Consider the following 23,659-nt stretch of genomic DNA (forward strand, 5'->3'; position numbering starts at 1 on the left):
GGGTACCGNCACCCGCCTGCAGGTGCCGCCGGATGGTCTCTGCAACTACTACAAGTACATCGTCCTGCCCCGCCCCGGAATCGACCGCGGCCGGCTGAAGAAGNAGCTGAAGGAACGCCACGGCGTCTCCCTGAGCGGTGAGGTTTACGAGTCGCCGCTGCACCGGCAGCCGGTCTTCGGCGACTATGCGCTCCGGTCCCTTCCGGTCGCCGAGGACATCTGCGCCCGGCACGTGTGCCTGCCCATCCATTCGGACATGACCGAGGCGGAGGCCGACCATGTGGTCGCGTCCTTCGCCGCCGCGCTGCAGAGCCTGAGCCTGGACGGATGACGATGAAGATCGCGGTAACCGGAGGGTCGGGTTTCATCGGCAGCCATGTGGTCGACCGTCTGCTTGACGCCGGTCACGACGTTCTCTCACTGGACGTCGAACACCGGCCGGTCGACCCCCGGGCTAGTTACCAGCACCTCGACGTGCTTGATCTGCCGGCGGTCACCGCCGCGCTGAGGGGCGTCGAGGCCGTCTTCCACATCGCGGGGATGTCCAATGTGGACTTCGCGTTCGCCGACCCGGTGCGCACCGTGCGGCTCAACGTCGAGGGCACCGGGAACATCTGCGAGGCGGCGCGGCAGGTCGGGGTTCGCCGGGTGCNGTTCGCCAGCACCGTCTGGGTGTACGGGGCGGTCGGTGACCGGGCCGGTTCGGCGCCGCTGACGGAGGACGCCGAGATCACGCTGGGCCGCGCCGGGCATGTCTACACCTCGACGAAACTGGCCGCCGAACTGCTGCTGCACAGCTATCAGCAGACCTACGGGCTGCCGTTCACGATCCTGCGTTACGGCATCCCCTACGGCCCCGGAATGCGTGACGAGCTGGTGCTGGCCCGCTTTGTCCGCAAGGCTCTGAACGGCGAGTCGCTGACGGTGGCCGGCGACGGTCTGCAGTTCCGCAACTACGTTTTCGTCCGGGACCTGGCCGAGGCGCACGTGCTGGCTCTGACCCCCGACGCGGCCAACACTACGCTCGCCCTCGAGGGCAGCGAATCGGTCAGTGTGCTGGAGATGGCACGGGCCGTCCAGGAGTACTTCCCCGGCACCGCCATCGAACACATGCCTGCGCGCCCCGGGGACTTCCGCGGTCGGGAGATCTCCGCGCAGCGGGCCGCGGAGGTGCTCGGATGGCGACCGACCACACCCTTCTCGGAGGGTGTCCGGCAGTACATCGAGTGGTATCTGGCAAATCGACGGCCTCCGGCTCAGGCGCTCCCGCCTGTCGGCGACCTCGATATCTCCGCGGCCTCCTCGGAGTGACCATGGCGCAGATCGGCGGTAGCACGGTGAATGGACCATCCGAAGATGATGTTGAGGCGGGGGNCGGCGGCCCNCCAGCCGCCGGCGAACCGGGGGTCACGGAACCTGTCCTGCCAGGGCCGGCCGCAGCGGGGGGNCCGGNCGCCGGCGCCCTCCCCGCCGATCCGCGCACGCACGGCGTCGATGTCCGGCCCGCCGGGACGCCGACGCGACGCGGCGGCGCGCTGCTGCTGTCGGGCTCGCTCGGGATGGGCCACGACGTGATGGCACAGGCGTGCGGCGCGTCGCTCACCCGGCGCGGGTTCACCACCCGGACCGCCGACAGCCTGCGCATGCTCGGTGGGCGCAACGGCTCCCGGGGGGAGAAGGTCTTCCGTGGCATGATCGCCGTTCCGGGCCTGTATGATGCCGTGCACTTCTCACAGATGAGAACCGGTGGCCGGCTCGCCCAGGCCATCGAGAGGACCTCGNGCCGGTTCGTCGTCCCGGCATTGCGCGAGGAACTGGCCGCCCAGCCGACCGATCTCGTGATCTCGATCTTCGCTACCGGAGCCGCGGCGGCCAGCCGGGTCAAGGCCGAGTTCCCCGGCCTGGTGACGGCGGTGTTCTCCACCGACTGCTGCGTGCACCGGCTGTGGGTACACGACAACACCGACCTCTACCTGGTCACCTCGCAGACCGCCGCCCGGTACGTGCGGCGGTTCTCGCCGAACGCGCTGATCTCGGTGGTCCCGACCCCGGTCCGGGAACCCTTCTACGACCCGCCCACCCAGGAGGAGGCGCGGGCCGCGCTCGGCATCCCCGCGGACGCTCCCTGCGTGCTGCTGATGTCCGGCTCCTGGGGGCTGGGACCGTTGGTAGAGGGTGCCGCGGCCATGGCCGCGGCGGGCATCTACGTGCTTGCGGTGGCCGGCCGCAACCAGCGGTTGGCCGCGCGGTTGGCGTCTCTGTCGGAACAGCAGCACAAGGTCATCCCGTTCGGCTTCACCGATCGCGTCCCGGCGCTGATGGCGGCGAGCGACCTGGTCGTCACGTCGTCCGGGGACACCTGCAGCGAGGCTCGGGTGATCGGCCGGGACCTGCTGCTCATCGACGTGGTGCCGGGGCATGGCCGGGATAACCTTCAGAAGGAGCTCGAGCGAGGTCATGCCGAGGTGACGAACACCGACCCGGTGTCGTTGACCAGATCCGCGCTCGCGTGCCTTGACCGGGTCAAGCCACCGTCGGACCGGGTGGCGATCGGCCCGCACGCGTGGGAGCGGGCATTCGGGGCGGCTCTGGCGCAGATCGGTTTCGGCGCGGACTGGTGAGGCGAACCCACGGTTCGGGACGGATCCCGAGGGCCACGATGTTGGACGGGACATGAGCAGAGCCCTGGTGATCGGTCTGCCGACCGCGGTCGTCTCGGCGGCTCTCTACGGGATCGCGCCGCTCGTCCAGGCCCGCGCTGCCCGCCGGGAGGAGGAGAGCTCGGGGCTGGGGCTTGCGCTGCTGGCCCGACTGGTGCTGCGCCCCCTGTGGCTGATCGGCCTCGCCGTGGAGGCGGGCTCGTTCCTGCTGGAGGTGTATGCGCTGTCCGTGGCCCCGGTGGCGATGGTCGCCCCGGTGATGGCCCTCGACATGATCGTCTTCACCCTGCTGGCGCAGCGGGTGCTCGGCGAGAACATCAGCCTGACCGGCTGGCTGGGCGTGGTCGCGATGGTCGGCGGTATCGGCCTGCTCGCCTTCGCCTTCACGCGCCGAGCGGAGGTCGGCAGCTCGGCCAGCACCGATGTCCTGCTGGCCTTCCTGGTCCTCGGTCTGGTCTTCGCGCTGCTCTGCGCGTCCCTCGCCAACCTGGCCGCGGTGCGGGAGATGGTCGCGGGTGCCGCGTTCGGATTCGGGGCCGCGGCCGGGGTCAGCTACGCCATCGCCACGCTGGCGACCCGCCAGATCGGCCTGGCGGTGAACGAACGACGTGAGGGGCAGTCCACGCTGGTGGACCTGCTCACCACTCCGACGCCCTACGTCCTCGTGCTGTTCTCCGTGCTGGCGCTCGGTCTTCAGCAGCGTGGCCTGCAAGGGCGCGCCGCCGTCATCGCCTTCCCGGTGACCAGCGGGGTCTCCGCCTTCCTGCCGGTGACTCTGGGCCTGACGCTGTTCAGCGAGCCGGCGCCCGACGGCGTCCGCCGCGCGGCGTTCATCGTCGCGATGGTCCTGGTCGCGGCCGGAATCGCCGCTCTCGGCCGTGATCGGATGGCGGCAGACCGGTCCGTGGACGAACTTGAGAGCGTGCTGCGACCCACCCCCGACGACCGCGGGTTGGGGGACGGCGTCGCGCCCCTGGACGGCCGGCCGGAGGTGGTCGAGCCATCGGAGGCGGAGCCGGGGCAGCCGGCAAGGGCCCGGGACGAAGCGGCTTCTAACGCTCGTACCGGCACGGTTGCTCACCGCAGCGGCATGTCGAAGAACTTATAGTGATGCGCCGTGTGCTTTCGGTGAGATAGTCGTCGTGGCCGGCCGCTCGGGTTCACCCCCCGATCGCCCGGGCGCCCGGCCGTCTCCCGCTTGCCCGCCTCGCACGTTTCCCGCTCGCACGTTTCCCGCTCGCACGTTTCCCGCTCGCACGTTTCCCGCGTATCCCCGCCGCCCAGGTTTGCTGCCCGGCCCGGAGCAGAGCAGGCGCGGACCGGGCGATCAGGGTTTCCTCTCCGGCCGGGTCGTCGAGGCGCCGCCAGCCGCATCTCGACGACCCGGCTGGCTCGTCAGACCCCGAATCGCTGAAGGGCCTTGCGCACCCGCAGGTTCGCCTGCGCGAAGGAGATCTTTCCGTCCACGTAGGCCGACAGCGCCGCGCGGCGGACACGCTCGACGCGCTGATCTTCGATCGGAGTGTTGAGCAGGTTGGTCGTGGCGGTGGCCACGGCAATCACCTCCCAGTGGCAGGGNAANANGGNATTGCAACTCGCGGGNGNCCTCGGNCGGCACACCGGACCGGAAGGCGGGGAACGAGGCGACGATGCCTCGGCCGATCCTTTCGACACGAGGTCGATCCGAGATCGGAGATGAGCAGATGGACCCGGAGAGCGGGCGGACGCTGCNCTGCGCCGCCTCGCTAGGAGGGCGACGGGATGGCGACTCTGCGCTCCGCCCGCCCCGGCTGACCGAGGATCCGGGCAGGTGCGTTATGGCGCCGCACGCGGGTAGCCGTATTATCACATATGGTCACAACGACTGCCCTCCTCCGCGTTGGGCGGGCGCTTGACGCCCGCGTGGCCTGTTCCGGTCGGGTGCAAGGTGGCCAGACGCCGACCTGCCGGGCTGTGACGGGAGACCGCAGGAGCCTTGTCACCCGATCGCCTCGCGGCGAGTGACGCGCTGCCGTATCCACATCACGTTACAATCATGTAACAACCGCGACAAGACGAACGTCCAGGCAACGAAGCTCGACCGAACATCTACAAGAGTGCGCGACCGGGAGGCATTGCGCAAGAGCCAACCGGCTCGTGGCGAGACTTCCTGAACAGGTATCTCGGCCCCCAGGCCGATGGAACGATGCCGTTGATCGAATCGTCTCCGCATGGCGGGTCCGGCCCGGCGCCGGTCCCGCTCTGAAACACCAGGGCCTGAAACACCAGGGCGGTGCATCCTGGCCCGGGCATCCCGGCCCGGGTAGGGGTTGACCGAGGATCACCCGGTTACCGGCGTGATCGGCGGGGNTACGGTCACCGGAGCGATGCGCATCGAACCGTGGGGGAGAGCCGAAAGCGGACGGCCCGGTTCCGGTCGCGACGTGCCGGAGCGACCGGAACCGGGCCGAGGCCGACCAGCGGCGATCTCGCTTTTTCCGATGGGATTTTTCGGTGGGAACAGGACATCCCACCCCATTCCCCCGGATCAGGGCTGGGTGGTGGTTCAGCCCGGGATGATCCGGCTCCGGTCGAACTCGCCGTCCCGCGCGCCGGCCAGGAACGCGTCCCACTCGGCCGCCGAGAAGGCGAGCACCGGCCCGGTCGGGTTCTTCGAGTCACGGACGGCGACGCCCCCGCCGAGCGCCGCGACNTCCACACACATACCGCCCGCGCCGTTGCTGTAGCTGCTCTTGCGCCAAGCCGCCTCGATGGCATTGTCGGTGATCGGCTTCATATATCTGATCATTTCATTTCCTCTGCGACCGAGAGTATCATCTGGATGGACTCTTCCGGCCGCAGGGCTGCCGCCAGAAGATGATCCAGCTTCACTCTATAGCGCCTGACTTCGGAGGGGCGCTCAATATAGAGACTTCCGGCCGCTTCCTCTATATAGACCACTTCGTTGTCTCCCGACTCGGGGAATCCGAGTATCGAGNATGTGCTTCCCAGGCTGGCATGCGCGCCCACGGAGAAGGGAAGTACCTGAATTGTCACGTTCGGCAGCTCGGACTGTTTGGCGAGGAACTCAAGTTGGCTTCGCATGACGGCTCTGCCGCCGATTGTCCGGCGTAGGACCGCCTCGTCCAGAATCACCCAGAGGCGAGGATGATCGGCGGCGGTGAGCCGGCGCTGCCGGTCCAGCCTGAGCGCGATCTTGCGTTCGACCTCGTCCTCGCTCACCTCCGGATCGTCGGCCCGGATGACGGGCCGGGCGTAGTCGCTGGTCTGCAGCAGCCCATGGACGAGCTGCGATTCGTAGACCGAGATCGAGGCGGCGTCGCCCTCCAGGCCGATATAGATCTCGAACCAGGCGGGGACCACGTCGTGGTAGGTGTGCCACCAGCCGTGGCGCCGGGACTCGCGGGCCAGGGCCAGCAACGCGTCCCGGCGTTCGTCGTCGGTCACGCCGTAGAGAGCCAGCAGGTCGGACACGTCCCGGGTGCGGACCGGCACGCGGCCGTTCTCCATCCGACTGACCTTGGAAACCGAACAGCGCAGCAGTTGGCAGACCTCGTCGACGGAGATGCCCGCCCCCTCGCGAAGTCGTCGTAACTCGGCGCCCAGGCGCCTTCGCCGCACGGTCGGACCGCCGCTCGTGGCCATCGCTCGTCCTTCGGGCTCTTCGGGGTGATGGATGCATCCTGCCACTTGTTCGCCACTCCTCACCCAGGGCGCGCATCGCTGGGTAGCGAAACTCTTACAGAAGCTCTTGCAGAAGAGGCGTGCAGGGGTCATGCTTACCTTGAGTAGCGATGATGCACCTCAAGGTGAGAGTGTGGGGCAGAGCTGGTTGCGGGGAGACGTCGATGGTCATCGCGCAGGGTCCGGGATGTCGGTAGGGAGACCGCGCCGAGACACGGCGCCCCGCACCTGTGGTGCCTCCATGCCCGGCGGCCGCGTCGCCGGTCCCGCATGTGTCGACGCCGGCGGCTGTCAGGCGTCNCCCCTCAGGCGTCAACCGTCAACCGCCGGTTCCGGCTGAGTGGATGACGATCCTCGCCCGGAGCCGGCCATCTCGCCGTTGTCCGCCGCGCTGTCCCCGTCGTGCGGCTCTCCGTCGTGCGGCTCTCCGTCGCGCGGCTGTGCGTCGCGCGGCTGTGCGCGGAGGGGATTTCTTCCGCGGCGGCTCCGGCGGGCAGATACACGATCATCATTATCGGACAATCACCGAAAGGCGCGACAATGACGACTCGCCAATTCCAGGTTTATGACGGCGATGGCGAACTGGTGGCCACCTTCCCGGAATGGGAGGCGGCGCACAACTGGGCTCATCTGCGCGCGAACGAGCCGGTGACCTCGCGGCCCGTGCAGATCGAGGATCGGGTCGAACGCCGTACCTGGACGATCGAGGCGGACCGCTGCCGGCTGACCGTGTGGCGGCGACGGGTCGAGTACGGATACTGCGGGAGTGGCGACCTGCGGCATGCCGCTAACGCTCGTAAGCACGCCCGGGCGTCCTGAGCCGGTCCACTCGTGGCTGCTGGTGACTCCCGCCTGCGGGTTGGCGTGGCCCCCGGCCCGTGACGGCTCCGGGGAAGTCCCGGCAAGTTCCGAGGCTTCTCTCAGGTAGTCCACAGCCTCTCCGGACATCGTCCGTCCCATGAGTTCGACGCGGCACCCGGCCCGATGGTCTCCCCNCCTCGTGGTGCGTCTCGCCCTGGTGGCCTGGGGGATCGCCGTGGTGGCCCTGTGGTGGTTCGACNCCTCCGCGTCCAGCGTCCACGGCGCCGGGCCCGCCATGACCGCGGTCGGTCGGGTCTGCGGCCTGCTGGCGGCCTATCTGGTGCTCGTGCAACTGCTGCTCATGGCACGGATACCGGCCTTCGAACGCGCCGTCGGTCTCGACCGGCTGGCCGCGTGGCACCGCGGCCTGGGCACGAACGTCATCCTGCTCATCGTCGTCCACATCCTGCTGACGGTGTGGGGTTACGGCTTGGCCGGGCATCATCAGCCGCTCGCCGAGCTCGTCACGGTGATCATGACATACCCGGAGATGTGGAAGGCCACCGTCGGCACCCTGCTGTTCGTGGCCGTCGGGGTCGCGAGTGCCCGGGCGGCCCGGCCGCGCATCTCGTACGAAGTCTGGTACGCGCTGCATCTCACCACCTACCTCGCCGTGTTCCTGGTCTTCTTCCACCAGACGGAGACCGGTGGGGACTTCGTCGGTCACCCGGTTAACCGGCTGCTGTGGACCGCGATGTACGTCTCCGTCGCCGCCTGTCTCGTCGTCTGGCGCCTGATCCTGCCGATCGCGGCCGTGGCCCGGCACCGGATGACGGTCGATCGGGTGGTGGAGGAGGCACCCGGCGTCGTCTCGGTGTGGATCCGCGGTCACGACCTGCACCGGCTCGGTGCGCGTCCGGGGCAGTTCCTGCTGTGGCGGTTCGCCNCCCGCGGGCATCTCGTGACCGCGCNCCCCTACTCGCTGTCGGCCCCGCCGACAGCGCATCAGCTGCGTATCACGGTCAAGGCCGCCGGCGACCACTCCCGGGCGGTCGCCCTGCTGCGACCGGGCACACCGGTCGTGGCGGAAGGTCCCTTCGGACATTTCACCGCCGCGCGGGCCCACCGGGGCCGGGCGCTGCTCGTCGGCGGGGGCAGCGGAATCGGACCGGTTCGGGCGCTGGCAGAGGATCTTGCCGGTCGTGGCGACGACGTCGTGGTTGTGCACCGGGTGAGCCGGCCGAGCGATCTCGCGCTGGGACGGGAGTTTGAGGCGCTCGCCGAGAGCAGTCGAATGATCGTCCACCGGGTGATCGGTTCCCGGCGTGAGCTCGGATACGACCCGCTGGAGGCCCGCTTCCTCGATGCCGCCATCCCGGACGCCGCCGACCGCGACGTCTTCGTCTGTGGCCCTCGTGGGATGACCACCACGGTCGTCCGGGCGCTTCGCGGTCTCGGCGTTTCCCGTGACCAGATTCACACCGAGGAGTTCGATCTCCGTTGAACGACAACAACGACAACAACGACAACGCCGAAAAACCCTACCGGGGAAGGCTCGGTTTCGTGGCGCTGATGGGAGCCGCCATCCTCGTGGTCGGTGCGAAGGCCGCGACCGGACACGGGGAGCGGCTGGTGGCACTCGCCGCGTCGCCGACCGCCGCCGGGGCGACCCCTCAGCCCTCCGCCGGGGCGACCCCTCAGCCCTCCGCTCAGCCCGCTCAGCCCTCCGCGTCGGCGGGCACACCGGCCCCGTCCTTCTCCGCCACCGCGGGGTCCACAGGTTCGGGCTCCGCCGGAACGGTTACCACCCGGACGGTGACCGGGGACGCCATCGATACCCGCTACGGGCCGGTGCAGGTCCAGCTTGTCCTGGTCGGGAAGAAGATCACCGATGTGGTTGTCCTGCAGATGCCGGACCGGGAGCGGCGGGACATCGAGATCAACGAACGGGCCGTGCCGATCCTGCGCCAGGAGGTGCTCGACGCCCAGAACGCCCGGATCGACACCGTCTCCGGCGCCTCGTACACCAGCAACGGGTACGCGTGGTCCGTCCAGTCCGCCCTGGACAAGGCCGGTGCCTAGCCTGCCGGTGTCGGGCGGGCCGGTGCCGGTTCGGCCCGGACGGGTCCGCGCCGAACCGGTGATGGGCACCGTCGTCAGCATCGACGTCCGCACCCCGCTCGCCCCAGCGGATCTGGCGGCGGCGATCGAGGCGGCGGCTGCGGTCCTGCACCGGGCGGACGAGGATTTCAGCACGTTCCTGCCCGGGTCCTGGGTCTCTCGAATCCGGCGCGGCGAGGTCGACCTCGGTGCCTGTCCCGACCACGTCCGCGAGGTCTACCGGGTGGCCCGCGCCTGCCGGGAGCGGACCGGCGGCAGGTTCGACCCGGCGTGGCGGGGCGACGGCACGCTGGACCCCACCGGTCTGGTCAAGGGCTGGGCGGCCGAGGCGGCCTCCCGGGTGCTGACTGACGCCGGAGCCGCGGACCACTGCGTCAATGCGGCGGGGGACCTGCGGGCCAGGGGAGTCGCCTCGGCGCCGGGGCGACCCTGGCGGGNGGGGGNGTCGGATCCCTTCGACCGGAGCCGACTCGTCGCGGTGGTCGAGGGCACCGAGCTGGCCGTCGCCACCTCGGGGGTGTTGGAGCGGGGCGCGCACGTGATCGACCCGCGCACCGGCATCCCGGCGACCGAGCTCGTCGCGGTCACCCTCGTTGGACCGGNCCTCACCCTGGCGGACGCCTACGCCACGGCCGCCCTCGCCGCCGGCCGGGACGCGTGGACCCTGCTTGTCGATCTTGCTCGGGAGGGATGGGCCTGGCTGATCGTCGACGCCGTCGGTCGGCTGGACCATTCGGGGGGATTCCCCGGCCAGGTGGCCGCCGCCGCGTCCGCACCCCCCGCATCACCCCCCGCATCGGACGGGTCCCGTTCCGCGTCCGCCGGATCCCGATGACCGGTCTTCCCGGCGAGCAGGACGAGACTGGGTGGGTGGACCGTCCGATCAGGGTCCTCGTCGTCGACGACGAGGAGGCGATCACCGACCTCGTGACCATGGCACTGCGCTACGAGGGCTTCGACGTACGCGCCGCGCACTCCGGGCAGGCGGCGTTGACACAGGCCGCCCTGTCCCCGCCGGACCTGCTCGTGCTGGACGTCATGCTCCCCGACATCGACGGGTTCGCGGTCTGCGAGCGGCTGCGGCGATCGGGGCAGGGCGTGCCCACCCTGTTCCTGACGGCCCGGGACGCCACCGAGGACAAGGTGCACGGACTGACCCTCGGCGGGGACGACTACGTGACGAAACCGTTCGCGGTCAGCGAGCTGATCGCCCGGGTCCGGGCGATCCTGCGCCGGGCCGGGGCCGCCGACGGCGCGCCCACGCCGCTGCGTTTCGCCGATCTCGAGCTCGACCCGGAGACCCGCGAGGTGCGGCGCGCCGGGCGGCACGTCGACCTCACCGCCACCGAGTATCGCCTGCTGCACTACCTGCTCGCGAACGCCCGCAAGGTGCTCACCCGGGCCCAACTCCTCGACCACGTCTGGGGACATGACTTCGGCGGTGACGCGCGGGTCCTGGAGACCTACGTCAGCTATCTGCGGCGCAAGATCGACGACGTGCCACCCCCGCTGATCCACACGGTGCGCGGCGTCGGCTACGTGCTGCGCCTGCCGCGTTGAGCCGGCCGGTCCTGTCCCTGCGGGCCCGGCTGCTGCTGGCCCTGGTGGGCCTGCTGGCCGTCGGGATGGCTCTCGGCGCCGTCGGCACGCGAGGGGCTCTGGGGGCCTACCTGCGTGGCCGGCTGGACCAGCAGGTCCGGGACGCCCATCCGCTGATGGAGCAGTTGCTCCTGCGGGCCGGCGGGGACGGGGACGGGGATGACCACTACCCAGGTTTCGGCACCACGTTCCTGGTGGGCACCTACGGCGCGTTGTACGACGGCGCCGGCCGCCGGCTCGCCGAGGCCAGCCCCGGCCCGGGTGGCCCGGGTGGTCCGGGTGGCCCGGCGGCGCCGACGCAGCGTCCGGCGGTGTCGGCACGCCTGCTCGCCACCGCCCGGCTGCATCCGGACCTCGCGACCGTCCCGCTGTGCACGGTGGGCGCCGAGGACCATGGCGGCCGGTTCAGGATGCTCGCGGAGCGCTTCGACAACGGGTATGTGCTGATCGTCGCCGTGCCCTTCGCGGAGGTGAACGCCACCCTTGACCGGGTCACCAGGATCGAGGTCGTGGCGACCTCGGTGGTCACGGCCGCGCTGGCCGTGATGGCATACGTCATCATCCGGCTTGGGCTGCGTCCCCTGACCCGGATCGAGCAGACCGCGGACCTGATCGCCCACGGCGACCTGACCAGGCGGGTCGCCGACGCGGACCGCCGGACCGAGGTGGGTCGGCTCGGGCTCGCCTTCAACGCGATGCTCACCCGGATCGAGGCGGCGTTCCGGGCGCGTGAGGTCTCCGAAGGGCGTCTGCGCCGCTTCGTCGGGGACGCGAGCCACGAGCTGCGGACCCCGTTGACATCGATCCGCGGGTACGCCGAGATGTTCCACCGCGGCGCCGCGGAGCGGCCCGAGGACCTGGCGATGGTCATGCGCCGCATCGAGGAGGAGTCCGCGCGCATGAGCGAGCTGGTGGATGACCTGCTGCTGCTCGCCCGGCTGGACCAGCGACCGGTGCTGGAGCGCCAGCCGGTCGACGTCGCGGCGATGGTCCGTGACATCGTCACCGACGCCCGTGTGGTGAGCCCGGGACGGACGATCGAGGTCGACGTGCCGCCGATCCTCGAGGTGCTCGGCGATGAGGGCCGGCTGCGGCAGGCCGTCGGCAACCTCGTCCGCAACGCCGTCGTCCACACCCCGCCCGACGCCGGGATCTCCGTCTCCGTGGGCCCCCTCGAAGCCGGCTCCCCGGGGCCGACGGGCGATGGTCCCACCGACGGGATCGTGGTCTCGGTGGTCGACCACGGCCCGGGCGTCCCCGAGGATGCCGTGGCCCACCTCTTCGAACGCTTCTTCCGGGCCGATGCCGGGCGGTCCCGGGACGCCGGCGGGACCGGTCTGGGCCTGTCCATCGTCGACGCCGTCGCCACCGCGCACGGCGGGCGGGTCGAGTACCGGCCGACCCCGGGCGGCGGGGCGACGTTCCGTCTCGTCCTGCCCGGTCCGTCGCAGCCCGACTGACCTGTTCACCTTCGCCGGAAACGGGCCCGGAGACGTGGCGGGCGCGCGCTAGGCGGCGNAGGGGGNGGNGTTCTGGTTCATCACCTCGGTCGTGCTGGCCGGCGCCCTGGGCCCGCGGCGATCCGGATCAGATAGCTCGGGTAAGATGGCCGTCACCACAGGTGATCGTCTTGAGGGGGTGAGACCCATTTCCGCTGTGTCAGGGTGGGTGCTCTCCTCCCGCGGTCGCGCGGTTCGCTCGAGGTAGGCGATCGGGAGGGTGCCCTTCGGCATCCCGAAAGGCTTCCCGTGTCGACATCCGGCCCTTCTCCTTCCTTTCTCTCCCCTTCTCGTCCGTCCTTTCCCTCCTCTTCTCGTCCGTCTTCCTCACCGTTTTCGTCCCTGCCGCGGTCCGTCGTCGTCACGCGGCTGCGGGCCGCCGGCTGCGTCTTCGCCGAGGACGAGGCACGGCTGCTCGTCAATGCGGCCCGGACCCCGGGCGAACTCGCCGCGATGGTGCGGCGGCGCGTCGCCGGTCTGCCCCTGGAACACGTGCTCGGCTGGGCGGAGTTCCACGGCCTGCGGATAGCCGTGGACCCCGGGGTCTTCGTGCCCCGCCGCCGCACGGAGTTCCTTGTCGATCAGGCGGTCGAACGGGTTGCCGGCCGGTCCCGGCCGGTCACTGTCGTCGATCTGTGCTGTGGCTCNGGGGNGANGGGGGTCGCGCTGGTGGCAGCCCTGCCCGGGATCGAAGTACACGCCGCCGACATCGAACCGGCCGCGGTGCGGTGCGCCCGCCGCAACCTCGCCTCCGCCGGTGGCCAGGTCTACGATGGTGATCTTTACGAGCCGCTGCCAGCCGTCCTACGGGGCCACGTGGACCTGCTGGCCGCGAACGCCCCCTATGTACCCACCGACGCGATCGAGCTGATGCCGCCGGAGGCTCGCGAGCACGAGCCGCGGGTGGCGCTCGACGGCGGGGCGGACGGGCTCGATGTTCTGCGGCGGGTGGCCGCCGAGGCGCCGCGGNGGCTGGCCCCGGGCGGTCACCTGCTGGTCGAGACCGGCGAGCGGCAGGCGGCATCGATCGTCGAAGCCAGCGCCCAGGCCGGTCTGATCCCCACGGTCGCCAGTTCCGCCGACCTGAACGCCACCGTCGTCATCGCCACCAGGCCGGCCGCGGCTCCCGTGTCCGCGGTGGGCGCGGCAGCTGGACAGCTGCCGCCAGTCGGGTAGGCCCAGCCCTTATCCGCGGCTGCCCGCGGAAAGGCCGCGGGCAGCCGGATGCGGCCGGATGCAATGGATGCGGATGGACCGAAGCCGTCCTCGGTGAATCCCCGGGACCTGCTCGTCAGCCAACAGGAGATGTTTCAGGGCAGGACGTCGTAGGTGTAGGTGTCGGTCATGTCGAGCACGCTGCGGGGGGTCGCCGGGGTGCTCGGCGTGCTCGACGTGCTCGACGGGGCGAACGGGGAGACCAGCGGGTCGTCGATCCGATGGCCGAGGAGGCTTGCCGGGGCGGTCATGTCCGGCTGGTACACGCGGCCGTGACGCCGCATCCAACCCTCCCAGACACGGTCGACGTTGCAGTGGTGCACGAAGAAGACCGGGTCGTTGGGGGACGACGCCAGCGACATGTCCCTGCCCCCGCCAACCCAGCGGTGGACCTGGTTGTGCAGTCCGGTGCCGATGAAGCCTTCGAGACGGTTGCGGAACCCCCGCGAACTCACGTTGAAGGGAGCCTCGTCGTAGCTCGCGAGTGTCGGATCGGCGACGGTGTCGAAGGCTGCGGTGATATCGGCGTTGCTCGGCAGGATCGACGATCCGAACGTGGCGCTGCCGAATCTACGCCGCACGCCGCGTTCGGCGACCTGCTGGAGCGCGCCGCTGCTGCTGGTGGAGATCCGTACCCGGAAGCTGGTCGGGTCGGCGGGGTCGAAGAAGAACGCACCGCCGGGGATCGGGGTGCCCTGGCCCCCGAAACCGTCCGGGGTGTTCCGCCACAGTGCCGAAGCAGCGGGGTTCGGCGCCGTGGCGGGGGCGGAGGGTGTCCCGTCGCGCGCCCAGTCCCAGTAGGGCAGCCCGAAGTTCGGGTCGCCGAGAACGCGCTGGAGGTGCACTTCCAGCCAGCCAAGCATGACCCGGTGCCAGGGCAGGAAGACGGGGCCGGCGTGCGCGGCGTTGCGGTTGCTCGGTGACCCTCCCGGGGGGACGGGGGTGTTCATCGCGATGACATGCCAGATGACGAACAGGTCGTAGGTCCGTACCGGTCGGCTCGGACCGGGGATGCCGAACTGATTCGTGCGCAGCGTCGTAGGTTCGTGTTTGAGGAGCTTGATTCCGCGGATATAGGCCTTTCTCGCGTCGTCGTCGAGAAGGATGTCGCGCCGGACGACCGCCATGTCATGCCCCTTCCGGGAGCTCGTCGTGGGCGTCGTGGGCGTCGTGGGCGTCGTGGTGATGGTGCTCGCCCGGATCGCCGTGCGGGCCATGGTCGTCGCCAGAGGCCCCGGGGGAGAACTCCTCGGGGAAGGCGGTGATGATCAGGCGTACCAGGTCGACGACCGAGGGGATCTGATAGTTGGGCAGGCCGTGGCAGTGTGCCGTGCCGTCGTTGGAAACCCCAATGTGGACGTTCAATGGTTGGCCGTCGANGGTGATCTCGTAGGTGGTCGTGATGACGACGTGGTGACCGTCGAAGTCGTCCTCGCGGACACTGCGGGCCGGGTCGCCATGTACGTGTTCCGGCCGGGGAAGGCTAGCAAGATAGTTGGCGAGAAAGGCGGGATGAGTGACGTCTGTCGGGTCCGGTGGCATGTAGTTCCCCCGAATTCCAGGCGGTGCGGTGAGGTGGTGAGGCGGTGAGGTGACCAAGAATCTACCGACGGTACGGGTCTGGCAACGAGGTGTCGTCCAGGCGTCTGTGCGTCACGTGGGCCGGCGACGCCGCGGCGCCGCCGGTGCCGGGGATGCGTCAACCTGCCGACCGAGGTGTTATCGGATGGTCGACAGCGCCTTGTTCACGTCTTCGGCGTCGAACTCGACCGGGTCGAACTCGACCGGGTCGAACTCGTCTGCGTCCCGCAGGCCCAGCCATTCCAGGCGTTCGTCGTGTTCCGGATGGCCGGGGTCGCCGAGGACCTCGACGAGCTCGCCGATGCGGGCTGCTGATCGCGAGATCGTTGAGGTCCGCCTTGACCTGGGCCTCCGCCGTCGCTTGGAGAGGGCCGGGTAGCCGCCGCGCGGGATGATGTCATCACCGCGGCGGTCGCTCAGCTCGAGCCGATGCCCAACGTCCCGCCGGCTGCCGAGGTTCGGTCGATGAGAGCGGCGATGCCGTCGAGGATCCGGTCCACGCCGAAGAGAAACTCCTCGGTCTCCTCGAAGCCCGCCGGGCCGTCGCCGATCTCGCCCGCCCAGGCGATGCGNTGCAGCCGCGGATAGGTCCGCTCGTCGACGAGCTCGCGCAGCAACGCCTCGAAGCCCCAGACAGGCGGCGCGTCGCCCCCAGCCGGCCCTGCCTCCGCGTCAGCTCCAGCCCCAGCGCAAGGAGCCACAGCCGTCCGGGCCTGGGCGGCAGCCCGGGCGGCATTGTGGGCCATTCGGGCCTCGCTGAGGGCGTACGAGCTGAGCAGGCCGATCACGCGGAGTTTGTCGGCGTCAGACAGGCTGGTGCCGTCGAGGGTCTCCAGCCCCTTTTCGACGAAGGTCAGCGAATTCGGCGCAAGCGGGGGCGCGGCCATCGGCATCTGGGTGATCCAGGGATGGCGGTCGATCATCTGGCGCTGGACGATCACCCAGGCTCGCAGCCGGGCCCGCCAACCATCGCCCTCGATGACGAGGCTTTCGGCGCCCTGGGCGCTGGCGTTCCACATCATCTGGAGCAGCTCGTCCTTGGTGGCCAAGTGCCGGTAGAGCGACATCGTCGTGTAGCCGAGCTCCTTCGCCACGCGGGCCATCGACACCGCGTCCAAGCCCTCGGCGTCGGCGATCCGGGTCGCCGTCGCCACGATCGCGTCTACCGACAGCTCCGGCCGCGGCCCGCGCTGACCACGCTCGCGGCGGCCCCAGAGCAGGTCGAGGCCCGGCGGTAGCGGCGGTGACTTCTCGCTGACCATCGACCTCCCTCCTTGACTGCGAGAATACGGCTTGACGTCAACTGTATATGGCGCATACCTTTCATGTATGCCATACACAGTAATCGCGGACGGGATCCGCAAGTCCTACGATGGCCGGGCGGTGCTCGACGGCGTCGACCTGGCTATCGAGCAGGGTTCCGTCTTCGCGCTTCTCGGTCCGAACGGGGCGGGCAAGACGACGATGGTGCGCATCCTGGCAACCCTGGTCGCCCCTGACACGGGGACGGCCGTGATCGCGGGCTGTGATCTGCTTCGCGACCCGGTCGGCGTCAAGGGCGCGATCAGCCTGACTGGCCAGTACGCCGCGATCGACGATCTGCTTACCGGCCGGGAGAACCTCGAGATGATGGCGCGGCTGCGCCACCTGCCCAGGCGCGTGGTCCGGTCCCGGGTCGACGACCTGCTGGCCGAGTTCGACCTGGCCGACGCCCGGGACCGCCGGGTGAAGACGTACTCCGGCGGGATGCGCCGGCGCCTCGACCTGGCGGCCAGCATGGTCAAGCGGCCCCTCCTGTGCCAGCGCGGGCACAGGCACCGCGGGCAGCGGACCTGCTCGCGTGACCGGGTGCCACCCTCAGAATGATTGTTCTCGATACCAATGTCATCTCCGAGCTCATGCGCGCAGCACCAGCCGACCGCGTCGTAAGGTGGGTAACCAGCCGACCCGGTGACGCCTTGAACACGACCTCGATCACCGTGGCTGAGGTCCGTTACAGCCTCGTCCGACTGCCATCCGGTCGCCGCCGTGAGTTGCTGATGGCAGCCGCGGACGATGTCTTCTCGGCGTTCCAGGACAGAGTCCTGCCCTTCGCGCCACGGCGGCCCGTCACTACGCCAGCCTCGTGGTCGAGCGTGAACAAGCCGGGACTCCGATCAGCGGCTTCGACGCCCAGATCGCGGCTATCTGTCGAGCCCGCAACGCCGTCCTGGCTACCCGCAACACCAGCGACTTCACCGGCCTGGGCTTGGAACTGGTCGACCCCTGGGAGGCCGAGGTGCTGCCCGCCGAACTGCAGGTTGCGTTCCGCCTCAAGCGCCGTCAGCAGGGCTAGCATCGGGCCGCCCACCGGCTGGTCCGTCGGCGGAGGTTCGTGGACGCCCGATATGATACGGGCTGCCCGTTCCGCTGCGTGCCCGAGGCGTCGCTGGGCGCTGGCCGTCACGCGCGGGACCGGGTAGCCGTCGTGCAGTCTGCTCGTGTCCGCATGGAGGAGCCCCGTGAGCACCCGGGTCGAGACGCTGGAGTTTCAGGCCGAGGCGCGTCAGCTTCTGCAGCTGATGGTCCATTCGATCTACTCGAACAAGGACATCTTCCTGCGGGAGCTGATCTCTAACGCGTCCGATGCCCTGGACAAGCTGCGCATCGCGTCGTTGGTCAAGGACGGCCCGCGGGTCGACAGCGCCGACCTGCGCATCGAGATCGAGGCCGACGTCAACGCTCGCACTCTGACCGTCCGCGACAACGGCATCGGGATGTCCCGCGACGAGGTCGTCGGGCTCATCGGCACCATCGCGAAGTCCGGCACGGCCGAGCTGCTGCGCAAGCTGCGGGAATCCGAGGACGGCGCGGCGTCATCCGATCTGATCGGGCAGTTCGGCGTCGGCTTCTACTCCACCTTCATGGTGGCCGACAAGGTCACCCTGCTGACTGGGAAGGCCGGTGAGAGCGGCGGCACCCGGTGGGAGTCCGACGGCGCGGGCACCTACGTCATCGAGACGGTGGACGACGCGCCGCGGGGAACCGCGGTCACGGTCCACCTGAAGCCCGAGGACAGCGAGGACCGTCTCTACGACTACACCGACGAGAACAAGATCCGGGAGATCGTCAAGCGGTACTCCGACTTCATCGCCTGGCCCATCCGGCTGGTGTCGGCCCCCGCCGCGAAGGACCGAGACTCGAACGACGACGGGACAGCCGAGTCCGGCGCCGGCGCCGAGAATGCCGGCGACCGGCCGCTCAACTCGATGAAGGCGCTGTGGGCCCGGCCGCAGAGCGAGGTCGACAAGGCCGAGTACGACCAGTTCTACCAGCACCTCAGCCATGACTGGACCGGCCCGCTCGAGGTCATCCACATGAAGGGCGAGGGGACGTTCGAGTACGAGGCCCTGTTGTTCATCCCGTCGCGAGCGCCGCTCGACCTGTTCACCCGGGATGCACGCCGCGGCGTCCAGCTGTATGTGAAGCGCGTGTTCATCATGGATGACTGTGCGGAGCTCCTGCCGAACTATCTGCGCTTCGTCCGGGGCGTCGTCGACACGCACGACCTGTCGCTCAACATCTCCCGAGAGATCCTCCAGCAGNACCGCCGGATCCAACTTGTGCGGCGCCGGCTGGTCAAGAAGATACTGGCCTCCATCAGGGCTCTTCAGGAGAACGACGCCGAGCGCTACCGCACGCTGTGGAAGGAGTTCGGCGCCGCCCTCAAGGAGGGCCTCCTCGAGGATGCCGACAACCAGGATGCGATCCTCGGCCTCGTCTCGGTGGACTCGACGCACGACGCCGATCGGCCGACCACGCTGCGCGAGTACATCGAGCGTATGAAGGACGCCCAGAACGAGATCTACTACCTGACCGGCGATTCGCGCGGAATGATCGAGAACTCGCCGCACATGGAGGCGTTCCGGGCCAAGGGCTACGAGGTCCTGATCCTGACCGACCCGGTTGACGAGGTCTGGGTCGAACGGGTGGCGGAGTTCGACGGCAAGCCGCTGAAGTCGATCGCGAAGGGCGAAGTCGACCTCGACACCGANGACGAGAAGAAGAGCAGCGAGGCCGAGCGGGAACAGCTGCGCAAGGACTTCGCCGCCCTACTGCCCTGGCTGGCGGCCAAGCTTGAGGACGACGTCAAGGAGGTCCGGCTGTCCAGCCGCCTCACCACGTCGCCGGCCTGCCTCGTCGGCGACACGTTCGACATGACGCCCGCGCTGGAGAAGANGTACCGGGCGATGGGGCACGAGATGCCACGCCCCAAGCGCATCCTCGAACTCAACCCGACGCACGCGCTGGTCATGGGCCTGCGCGCCGCACACGAACGGGACGCGGATTCCGCCGCCCTCGGCGACACCGCGGAGCTGCTGTACGGCATGGCGCTGCTCGCCGAAGGCGGAGAACTGCGCGATCCCGCGCGATTCACCCGCCTCCTCNCCGAACGCCTGGCGGAGGCGCTGTAGCGGCCGCCAACCGAGCGGGCCGTGTTTGTGCCGCGCGACGTATTCGACTTCGAGTGCGCCGAAGTGGCGCAGGCTGTCGACAGGAATCCTGCCGCGGTCCGTCAGCATGCAGGCGACCGCACACCGTAATGAGATTCGAACTCACTGTGAGGCGACAGCCCTGGCCGCGGGGCCGCGCCAAGTGCTGCGGGAAAATCCGAGCGCGACCCGTCAGCGACACCGGCGGGCGTTGAGCCGGGCGGCCTGGCGCGTCAGGTAATCGCGCTCGGCGAGGTTGGGTGCCTTGTGGGCCGCCTCGGCGTACAGCCGTGCCGCCGTCGCCAGGTCGCCGTCGCGCTCGTGGAGGTACGCCGCCACCGCGGCGTGGCGGGGCAGTGAGTCGTTCAGCGCCGCGAGCGCCGCCAGCCCGGCGCGCGGTCCGTCGGCCTCGCCGACGGCCACTGCGCGGTTGAGCCGGACGACCGGGCTGTCGGTCAGACGCGCGAGCTCGTCGTACCACTCGACGATCTGGACCCAGTCAGTCTCCTCGGCGGTGGGCGCGTCAGCGTGGAGTGCCGCGATGGCGGCCTGGGCCTGGAACTCGCCCAGCCGGTCGCGGGCGAGGGCCGCCTGCAGGATCTTGACGCCCTCGGCGATCAGCTCAGTGTCCCACCGGCTGCGGTCCTGCTCGGCGAGCGGCACCAGGCTGCCGTTGGGCGCGGTCCGGGTGACGCGCCGGGCGTGGTGGAGCAGCATGAGGGCGAGCAGCCCCGCCACCTCGGGATGGTCGACCGCGGCCGCGAGCTGCCGGGTGAGCCGGATGGACTCGGCGGCAAGGTCGACGTCGCCGGAGTAGCCCTCGTTGAAGACCAAGTAGAGGACGCGCAGCACGGTGGCGACGTCGCCGGGCTGGCCGAACCGCACGCCGGAGATGGTGCGCTTGGCACGGCTGATGCGCTGCGCCATGGTCGCCTCGGGCACCAGGTAGGCCTGGGCGATCTGGCGGGTGGTCAGCCCGCCGACGGCGCGCAGCGTGAGCGCGACCGCGGACGACGGCGTCAGCGAGGGGTGGGCGCACAGGAAGTAGAGCTGGAGCGTGTCGTCCACCGTGGGCGCGGGCCCGGGCGCCGGCTCCTCGTTGACGAGGTCCTCACGCCGGCGGCGGGCGGCGTCCGCCCGGGTCGCGTCGAGGAACCGGCGCCAGGCCACGGTGACCAGCCAGCCCTTCGGGNCCCGNGGNGGGTCGGCCGGCCAGACGCGGACCGCCTCGACCAGCGCGTCCTGCATGGCGTCCTCGGCCGCCGCGAAGTCGGCTCCGCGGCGGACGAGGATCCCTAGCACGCTCGGGGTGAGGCTCCGGAGCAGGGCCTCGTTTATCTGAGAGGTCACTCTGTGATGGTGGGCGGTGAGGTCAGGAACGGGCGCACCTCGAGCCACTCGTGGATCGGCTTCCCGCCCGCCCCAGGGGCGGCCGACAGGTCCCCGGCCAGCTCGATGGCGCGCTCGTAGCTGTCGACGTCGATCACCATCCAGCCGGCGATGAGATCCTTGGTCTCGGCGAACGGGCCGTCGGTGACCGGTGGGCGCCCCTCACCGTCGTACCGGACGAACGTCCCCTCGGGGGCAAGCGCCTGGCCATCGACGAACTCGCCGGTCCCCTCGAGCCGGGCCGCGAAGTCGTGCATGTACTGCATATGCGCCGAGATCTCCTCCGGGGTCCACTGGTCCATGGGCACGTTGTTGACCGGAGCCGGAGCGCCGCGGTAGTGCTTGAGCAGCAAGTACTTAGCCATCGTGTTTCTCCTCGGTGCTGGTGCTACCCATTTTGGTCACGTTCACCGCGGGGACGGAGCCAGTCGCGGGTTCTCGACATCGCCGGTTGCATCCCGAGCGCCGGAGTCTCAGCCGGTAAGACCCAACGGACGGCGGGTACCTTGGTGGAAGGACCCGCCTCCATGGTGGACGGAGCCTTGACGGTGTTGAACATCAAAAATGAGGAAGCCCAGCGTCTGAGCCGCGAGCTTGCGGAGCTGACGGGGGAGACCGTCACGACGGCCGTGCTCGTCGCTGTCCGGGAACGCCTGGAGCGGATGCGCGCCGACCGCGACGAAGGTGAGCAGCGAGCGGCCCGCATCGTTGCCCTGGGTCGTCAGACAGCGGCCGCGGTGCCCCCGCCCGGCCTGAGCATCGAGGATCTCTACGATGAGCATGGGTTGCCAGCGTGATCGTAGACTCGTCGGCACTCGTCGGCACTCGTCGGCACTCGTCGGCACTCGTCGGCACTCGTCGGCACTCGTCGGCACTCGTCGGCACTCGTCGGCACTCGTCGGCACTCGTCGGCACTCGTCGGCACTCGTCGGCTCAAGGGTGAGGACTTCGTCCACACTGATCTGATCGCCGCGGAGCTGGACGACGAATAGGCACACCGACGAATGACCGGCTGAGTAGGCATTCCGTTGGCTTCTGACGCACCAGGCTTTGCGGGCCAGCGCCGCTTCTCCCTTCGTTTTGGCTGGGGACTTGAGGATCTTGCCGTTCTTGCGCCAACAAGCGACATCCACGTCGTCGTGGACGTGTTGTCATTCAGTATGGCGGTGTCGGTCGCGGTCGGGCACGGGGCGCGCGTCTTTCCATACTTCAGCGAGAGTTTCTGGCCGCCGGGGGTTCTCGACGGCACGCTGTCCCTGCCCACCAGCGTGGTGGTGCTCACCAGCGCGGTGATGCCCACCAGGCCCGGCCTTCTTCCGCTTGATCGTGACAGCCTGCCGCATGTCCCCTTGGCTAGGGCCAGTCGTCGCTGCGGCCCGGGACGCCCGCATCGATCACTTGCACCTCGTCGGTCACTCGCTCGGCGCCGTCGTGGCCACGGCCACCGCAGGGCTGTACCCGACAGGGTACGGTCCCTGACGGCGCATGCCGGATGGATCAGCGCGGACCCGAGGATGGCGTTCCAGTTCGAGCTGTGGAAGCGGTTGGTGTTCGTCGACCCCGCGGCGATCGCGCAGCTGCTGTTGCTCACCGCGATGGGCAGGGAAACCCTGGAGGACCGATTTCGAGCGGGCGAGGGAGGCCTTCGTCGGCCTGTTGGACGGTGCCGCGGCCGGTTTCGCCCGGCAGTGTGATGCCGACACGACCATTGAGCCTTTCCGCGTAACCGATCGTCACGTTTAGTGATCACGTCGTTCGATCATGCTCGATGTGCAGGAGCACGAGAGCGGCGGCGACAATCTTCCCGATCTTCCACGGGCAGACGCTGACGTTGCGCAGCGCCTTGAACGTCATCTTCAAGAGCGAGTTCCCGCGTTCGCCGACGGCCCGTTGGGCGTTGTGCGCCTTGTTGGATGCTTTCTGGTCGTCGGTGAGCGAGCCACCCTTGGGCTTCAGCCACCCTTGGGCTTCTTGATCGCGACGGTCACGGTGTCGCGTTCGCCTTCGTAGCCCAGATCGCCCAGGACCGGCAGGCCTGCGGCGATCCAGACCGCCAGCGCCGGCAAGATCTGCGGGTGCGCGCGCAGCGCGGTGGTGTCGTGTTCGCGGCCGGGGCGCACCTCGGAAGTCCACAGCGGCCAGCCATCGGGCGCGGTGACGNCCTGGATNTTCCCGCCGTGATTGGCATGCTTGCCCGACCACCACAGGTCCACTCCCGCGGTCGGGCCCGGGGTGGCGTTCCGGTCGGTCTCGATCAGCGTGCCATCGACACTGACGTGGCTGTGACCGGCGGCTTTCGCGGCGAGCAGGGCGGATTCCAGCTTCGGGGCGCGCTCGGCCAGCACGGCGATCCCTTCGTGGAGGTAGTCGTAGCCGGTCGACTTCTTGATCCCATGGTCGACGATCAGTTGGGCGACCTGGGTGGCGTCGGCGAACCAGCGCAGCACGAGCACCGCCTGCTCACGACTGGTGAGCTTCCGTGTCCCCTTCCGGGTGCCGCGGCGGACACGTTCCGCTTCCAGCAGGCCGGTGACGAACTCGACCGTGTGGTCCTGGAACGGCAGTACGGCCGTGTATGTCGCACTCATGGCGCGCGCGGGACTCCCTGAAGCTGGTCTTTGGTCGGAACAGACTTCTA

At 69.5% G+C, this 23,659-nt stretch carries 25 protein-coding genes and 3 pseudogenes (1 of these 28 cut by a window edge); 19 read left to right on the plus strand and 9 right to left on the minus strand.

What is annotated here, in order from left to right:
• The 4 genes from CED_RS06260 to CED_RS06275 form a co-directional block, all read left to right on the plus strand.
• A protein-coding gene (locus tag CED_RS06260; protein WP_035909124.1) for a DegT/DnrJ/EryC1/StrS aminotransferase family protein crosses the window boundary here: on the plus strand, positions 1–331 show its 3' end. It extends 800 nt beyond the left edge of the window; 331 of the gene's 1,131 nt are visible here — the last part of the coding sequence; its start codon lies off the left edge, out of view; it ends in the stop codon at positions 329–331.
• A gap of 2 nt (positions 332–333) precedes the next feature.
• The gene (locus CED_RS06265) at positions 334–1,311 is read left to right on the plus strand and encodes an NAD(P)-dependent oxidoreductase (RefSeq protein WP_035909126.1); all 978 of its coding nucleotides are present in this window, start codon (positions 334–336) and stop codon (positions 1,309–1,311) included.
• A 2-nt stretch (positions 1,312–1,313) separates the two neighbouring features.
• The gene (locus CED_RS06270) at positions 1,314–2,621 is read left to right on the plus strand and encodes a glycosyl hydrolase (protein ID WP_035909128.1); all 1,308 of its coding nucleotides are present in this window, start codon (positions 1,314–1,316) and stop codon (positions 2,619–2,621) included.
• Positions 2,622–2,673: 52 nt separating this feature from the next.
• The gene (locus tag CED_RS06275) at positions 2,674–3,768 is read left to right on the plus strand and encodes a DMT family transporter (RefSeq protein ID WP_011434695.1); all 1,095 of its coding nucleotides are present in this window, start codon (positions 2,674–2,676) and stop codon (positions 3,766–3,768) included.
• A gap of 287 nt (positions 3,769–4,055) precedes the next feature.
• Here the strand turns inward: CED_RS06275 and CED_RS24610 are convergent, their stop codons facing one another.
• From CED_RS24610 to CED_RS06285, 3 genes are all read right to left on the minus strand, one after another.
• Positions 4,056–4,214: a hypothetical protein gene (locus CED_RS24610; protein ID WP_023840144.1), complete on the minus strand. Its 159-nt coding sequence runs from the start codon at positions 4,212–4,214 to the stop codon at positions 4,056–4,058.
• Between the two features lie 991 nt (positions 4,215–5,205).
• The gene (locus tag CED_RS06280; RefSeq protein WP_035909129.1) at positions 5,206–5,448 is read right to left on the minus strand and encodes a DUF397 domain-containing protein; all 243 of its coding nucleotides are present in this window, start codon (positions 5,446–5,448) and stop codon (positions 5,206–5,208) included.
• Entirely contained in the window at positions 5,445–6,305 is an 861-nt protein-coding gene (locus CED_RS06285) for a helix-turn-helix transcriptional regulator (RefSeq protein ID WP_035909130.1), read from the minus strand. The genes CED_RS06280 and CED_RS06285 overlap by 4 nt, the downstream gene beginning before the upstream one ends.
• 579 nt (positions 6,306–6,884) lie before the next feature.
• Between CED_RS06285 and CED_RS06290 the strand changes: the two genes are divergently transcribed.
• The 7 genes from CED_RS06290 (at position 6,885) to CED_RS06320 (ending at position 13,540) form a co-directional block, all read left to right on the plus strand.
• Positions 6,885–7,163, plus strand: a complete 279-nt coding sequence (locus CED_RS06290; protein WP_011434699.1) for a hypothetical protein — start codon at positions 6,885–6,887, stop codon at positions 7,161–7,163.
• A gap of 139 nt (positions 7,164–7,302) precedes the next feature.
• Positions 7,303–8,649: a ferric reductase-like transmembrane domain-containing protein gene (locus tag CED_RS06295; protein WP_035909133.1), complete on the plus strand. Its 1,347-nt coding sequence runs from the start codon at positions 7,303–7,305 to the stop codon at positions 8,647–8,649.
• A complete protein-coding gene (locus CED_RS25080; RefSeq protein ID WP_023840141.1) occupies positions 8,646–9,227 on the plus strand; it encodes an FMN-binding protein in 582 nt (193 codons plus the stop codon). The genes CED_RS06295 and CED_RS25080 overlap by 4 nt, the downstream gene beginning before the upstream one ends.
• On the plus strand, positions 9,220–10,101 hold the full coding sequence (locus CED_RS06305) for an FAD:protein FMN transferase (protein WP_035909135.1): 882 nt from the start codon (positions 9,220–9,222) through the stop codon (positions 10,099–10,101). The genes CED_RS25080 and CED_RS06305 overlap by 8 nt, the downstream gene beginning before the upstream one ends.
• Entirely contained in the window at positions 10,098–10,826 is a 729-nt protein-coding gene (locus CED_RS06310; protein WP_011434703.1) for a response regulator transcription factor, read from the plus strand. The genes CED_RS06305 and CED_RS06310 overlap by 4 nt, the downstream gene beginning before the upstream one ends.
• A gap of 65 nt (positions 10,827–10,891) precedes the next feature.
• Positions 10,892–12,325 (plus strand): cell wall metabolism sensor histidine kinase WalK, encoded by a 1,434-nt coding sequence (locus CED_RS06315; RefSeq protein ID WP_235186937.1) that lies wholly within the window; start codon positions 10,892–10,894, stop codon positions 12,323–12,325.
• Between the two features lie 288 nt (positions 12,326–12,613).
• On the plus strand, positions 12,614–13,540 hold the full coding sequence (locus CED_RS06320) for a putative protein N(5)-glutamine methyltransferase (protein ID WP_235186931.1): 927 nt from the start codon (positions 12,614–12,616) through the stop codon (positions 13,538–13,540).
• Between the two features lie 134 nt (positions 13,541–13,674).
• On the opposite strand, the gene CED_RS06325 is transcribed toward CED_RS06320, so the two are convergent.
• Positions 13,675–14,706 (minus strand): tyrosinase family protein, encoded by a 1,032-nt coding sequence (locus CED_RS06325; RefSeq protein ID WP_023840138.1) that lies wholly within the window; start codon positions 14,704–14,706, stop codon positions 13,675–13,677.
• 1 nt (position 14,707) lies between these two features.
• The gene (locus tag CED_RS06330; RefSeq protein WP_035909141.1) at positions 14,708–15,121 is read right to left on the minus strand and encodes a hypothetical protein; all 414 of its coding nucleotides are present in this window, start codon (positions 15,119–15,121) and stop codon (positions 14,708–14,710) included.
• A gap of 174 nt (positions 15,122–15,295) precedes the next feature.
• Between CED_RS06330 and CED_RS24205 the strand changes: the two genes are divergently transcribed.
• Positions 15,296–15,475, plus strand: coding sequence for a hypothetical protein (locus CED_RS24205; protein ID WP_035909144.1), 180 nt, complete (start codon positions 15,296–15,298; stop codon positions 15,473–15,475).
• 101 nt (positions 15,476–15,576) lie between these two features.
• Here the strand turns inward: CED_RS24205 and CED_RS06340 are convergent, their stop codons facing one another.
• On the minus strand, positions 15,577–16,422 hold the full coding sequence (locus tag CED_RS06340; RefSeq protein ID WP_051868693.1) for a TetR/AcrR family transcriptional regulator: 846 nt from the start codon (positions 16,420–16,422) through the stop codon (positions 15,577–15,579).
• 67 nt (positions 16,423–16,489) lie between these two features.
• Here CED_RS06340 and CED_RS06345 point away from each other — a divergent pair, with 67 nt between their 5' ends.
• From CED_RS06345 to CED_RS26065, 5 genes and pseudogenes are all read left to right on the plus strand, one after another.
• On the plus strand, positions 16,490–17,026 hold the full coding sequence (locus tag CED_RS06345; RefSeq protein ID WP_051868694.1) for an ABC transporter ATP-binding protein: 537 nt from the start codon (positions 16,490–16,492) through the stop codon (positions 17,024–17,026).
• Positions 17,027–17,058: 32 nt separating this feature from the next.
• Positions 17,059–17,151: pseudogene (locus CED_RS26060) on the plus strand (VapC toxin family PIN domain ribonuclease); the annotation flags it as partial.
• Between the two features lie 134 nt (positions 17,152–17,285).
• On the plus strand, positions 17,286–17,495 hold the full coding sequence (locus CED_RS24620; RefSeq protein ID WP_023840136.1) for a hypothetical protein: 210 nt from the start codon (positions 17,286–17,288) through the stop codon (positions 17,493–17,495).
• Between the two features lie 166 nt (positions 17,496–17,661).
• Complete coding sequence (gene htpG / locus CED_RS06355) at positions 17,662–19,614, plus strand: molecular chaperone HtpG (protein WP_035909146.1); 1,953 nt, start codon at positions 17,662–17,664, stop codon at positions 19,612–19,614.
• Positions 19,615–19,620: 6 nt separating this feature from the next.
• Positions 19,621–19,725, plus strand: a pseudogene (locus CED_RS26065) (RNA polymerase subunit sigma-24); the annotation flags it as partial.
• Between the two features lie 99 nt (positions 19,726–19,824).
• Here CED_RS26065 and CED_RS06360 read toward each other — a convergent pair.
• Both CED_RS06360 and CED_RS06365 read right to left on the minus strand, forming a co-directional pair.
• Entirely contained in the window at positions 19,825–20,970 is a 1,146-nt protein-coding gene (locus CED_RS06360; protein ID WP_035909241.1) for a DUF6596 domain-containing protein, read from the minus strand.
• 8 nt (positions 20,971–20,978) lie between these two features.
• Positions 20,979–21,386 (minus strand): YciI family protein, encoded by a 408-nt coding sequence (locus tag CED_RS06365; RefSeq protein WP_011434713.1) that lies wholly within the window; start codon positions 21,384–21,386, stop codon positions 20,979–20,981.
• Between the two features lie 162 nt (positions 21,387–21,548).
• Here CED_RS06365 and CED_RS06370 point away from each other — a divergent pair, with 162 nt between their 5' ends.
• Complete coding sequence (locus tag CED_RS06370) at positions 21,549–21,818, plus strand: type II toxin-antitoxin system VapB family antitoxin (protein WP_011434714.1); 270 nt, start codon at positions 21,549–21,551, stop codon at positions 21,816–21,818.
• 717 nt (positions 21,819–22,535) lie between these two features.
• A complete protein-coding gene (locus CED_RS24210) occupies positions 22,536–22,715 on the plus strand; it encodes a hypothetical protein (protein ID WP_035909149.1) in 180 nt (59 codons plus the stop codon).
• A gap of 52 nt (positions 22,716–22,767) precedes the next feature.
• On the opposite strand, the pseudogene CED_RS06380 reads toward CED_RS24210, so the two are convergent.
• Positions 22,768–23,609, minus strand: a pseudogene (locus CED_RS06380) (transposase family protein).
• Positions 23,610–23,659: the final 50 nt, after the last annotated feature.

Origin of the sequence: Frankia sp. CeD (assembly GCF_000732115.1) — a bacterium.
Lineage (GTDB): Bacteria > Actinomycetota > Actinomycetes > Frankiales > Frankiaceae > Frankia > Frankia casuarinae.

Excerpts from the sequence above, each read along its gene's own strand:
- CED_RS06370 (WP_011434714.1), top strand. The coding sequence starts at position 21,549 with ATGGTGGACGGAGCCTTGACGGTGTTGAACATCAAAAATGAGGAAGCC.
- CED_RS06315 (WP_235186937.1), top strand. The coding sequence starts at position 10,892 with ATGGCTCTCGGCGCCGTCGGCACGCGAGGGGCTCTGGGGGCCTACCTG.
- CED_RS06365 (WP_011434713.1), bottom strand. The coding sequence starts at position 21,386 with ATGGCTAAGTACTTGCTGCTCAAGCACTACCGCGGCGCTCCGGCTCCG.
- CED_RS06345 (WP_051868694.1), top strand. The coding sequence starts at position 16,490 with ATGCCATACACAGTAATCGCGGACGGGATCCGCAAGTCCTACGATGGC.
- CED_RS24210 (WP_035909149.1), top strand. The coding sequence starts at position 22,536 with ATGGCGTTCCAGTTCGAGCTGTGGAAGCGGTTGGTGTTCGTCGACCCC.
- CED_RS06325 (WP_023840138.1), bottom strand. The coding sequence starts at position 14,706 with ATGGCGGTCGTCCGGCGCGACATCCTTCTCGACGACGACGCGAGAAAG.
- CED_RS06310 (WP_011434703.1), top strand. The coding sequence starts at position 10,098 with ATGACCGGTCTTCCCGGCGAGCAGGACGAGACTGGGTGGGTGGACCGT.
- CED_RS06275 (WP_011434695.1), top strand. The coding sequence starts at position 2,674 with ATGAGCAGAGCCCTGGTGATCGGTCTGCCGACCGCGGTCGTCTCGGCG.
- CED_RS06290 (WP_011434699.1), top strand. The coding sequence starts at position 6,885 with ATGACGACTCGCCAATTCCAGGTTTATGACGGCGATGGCGAACTGGTG.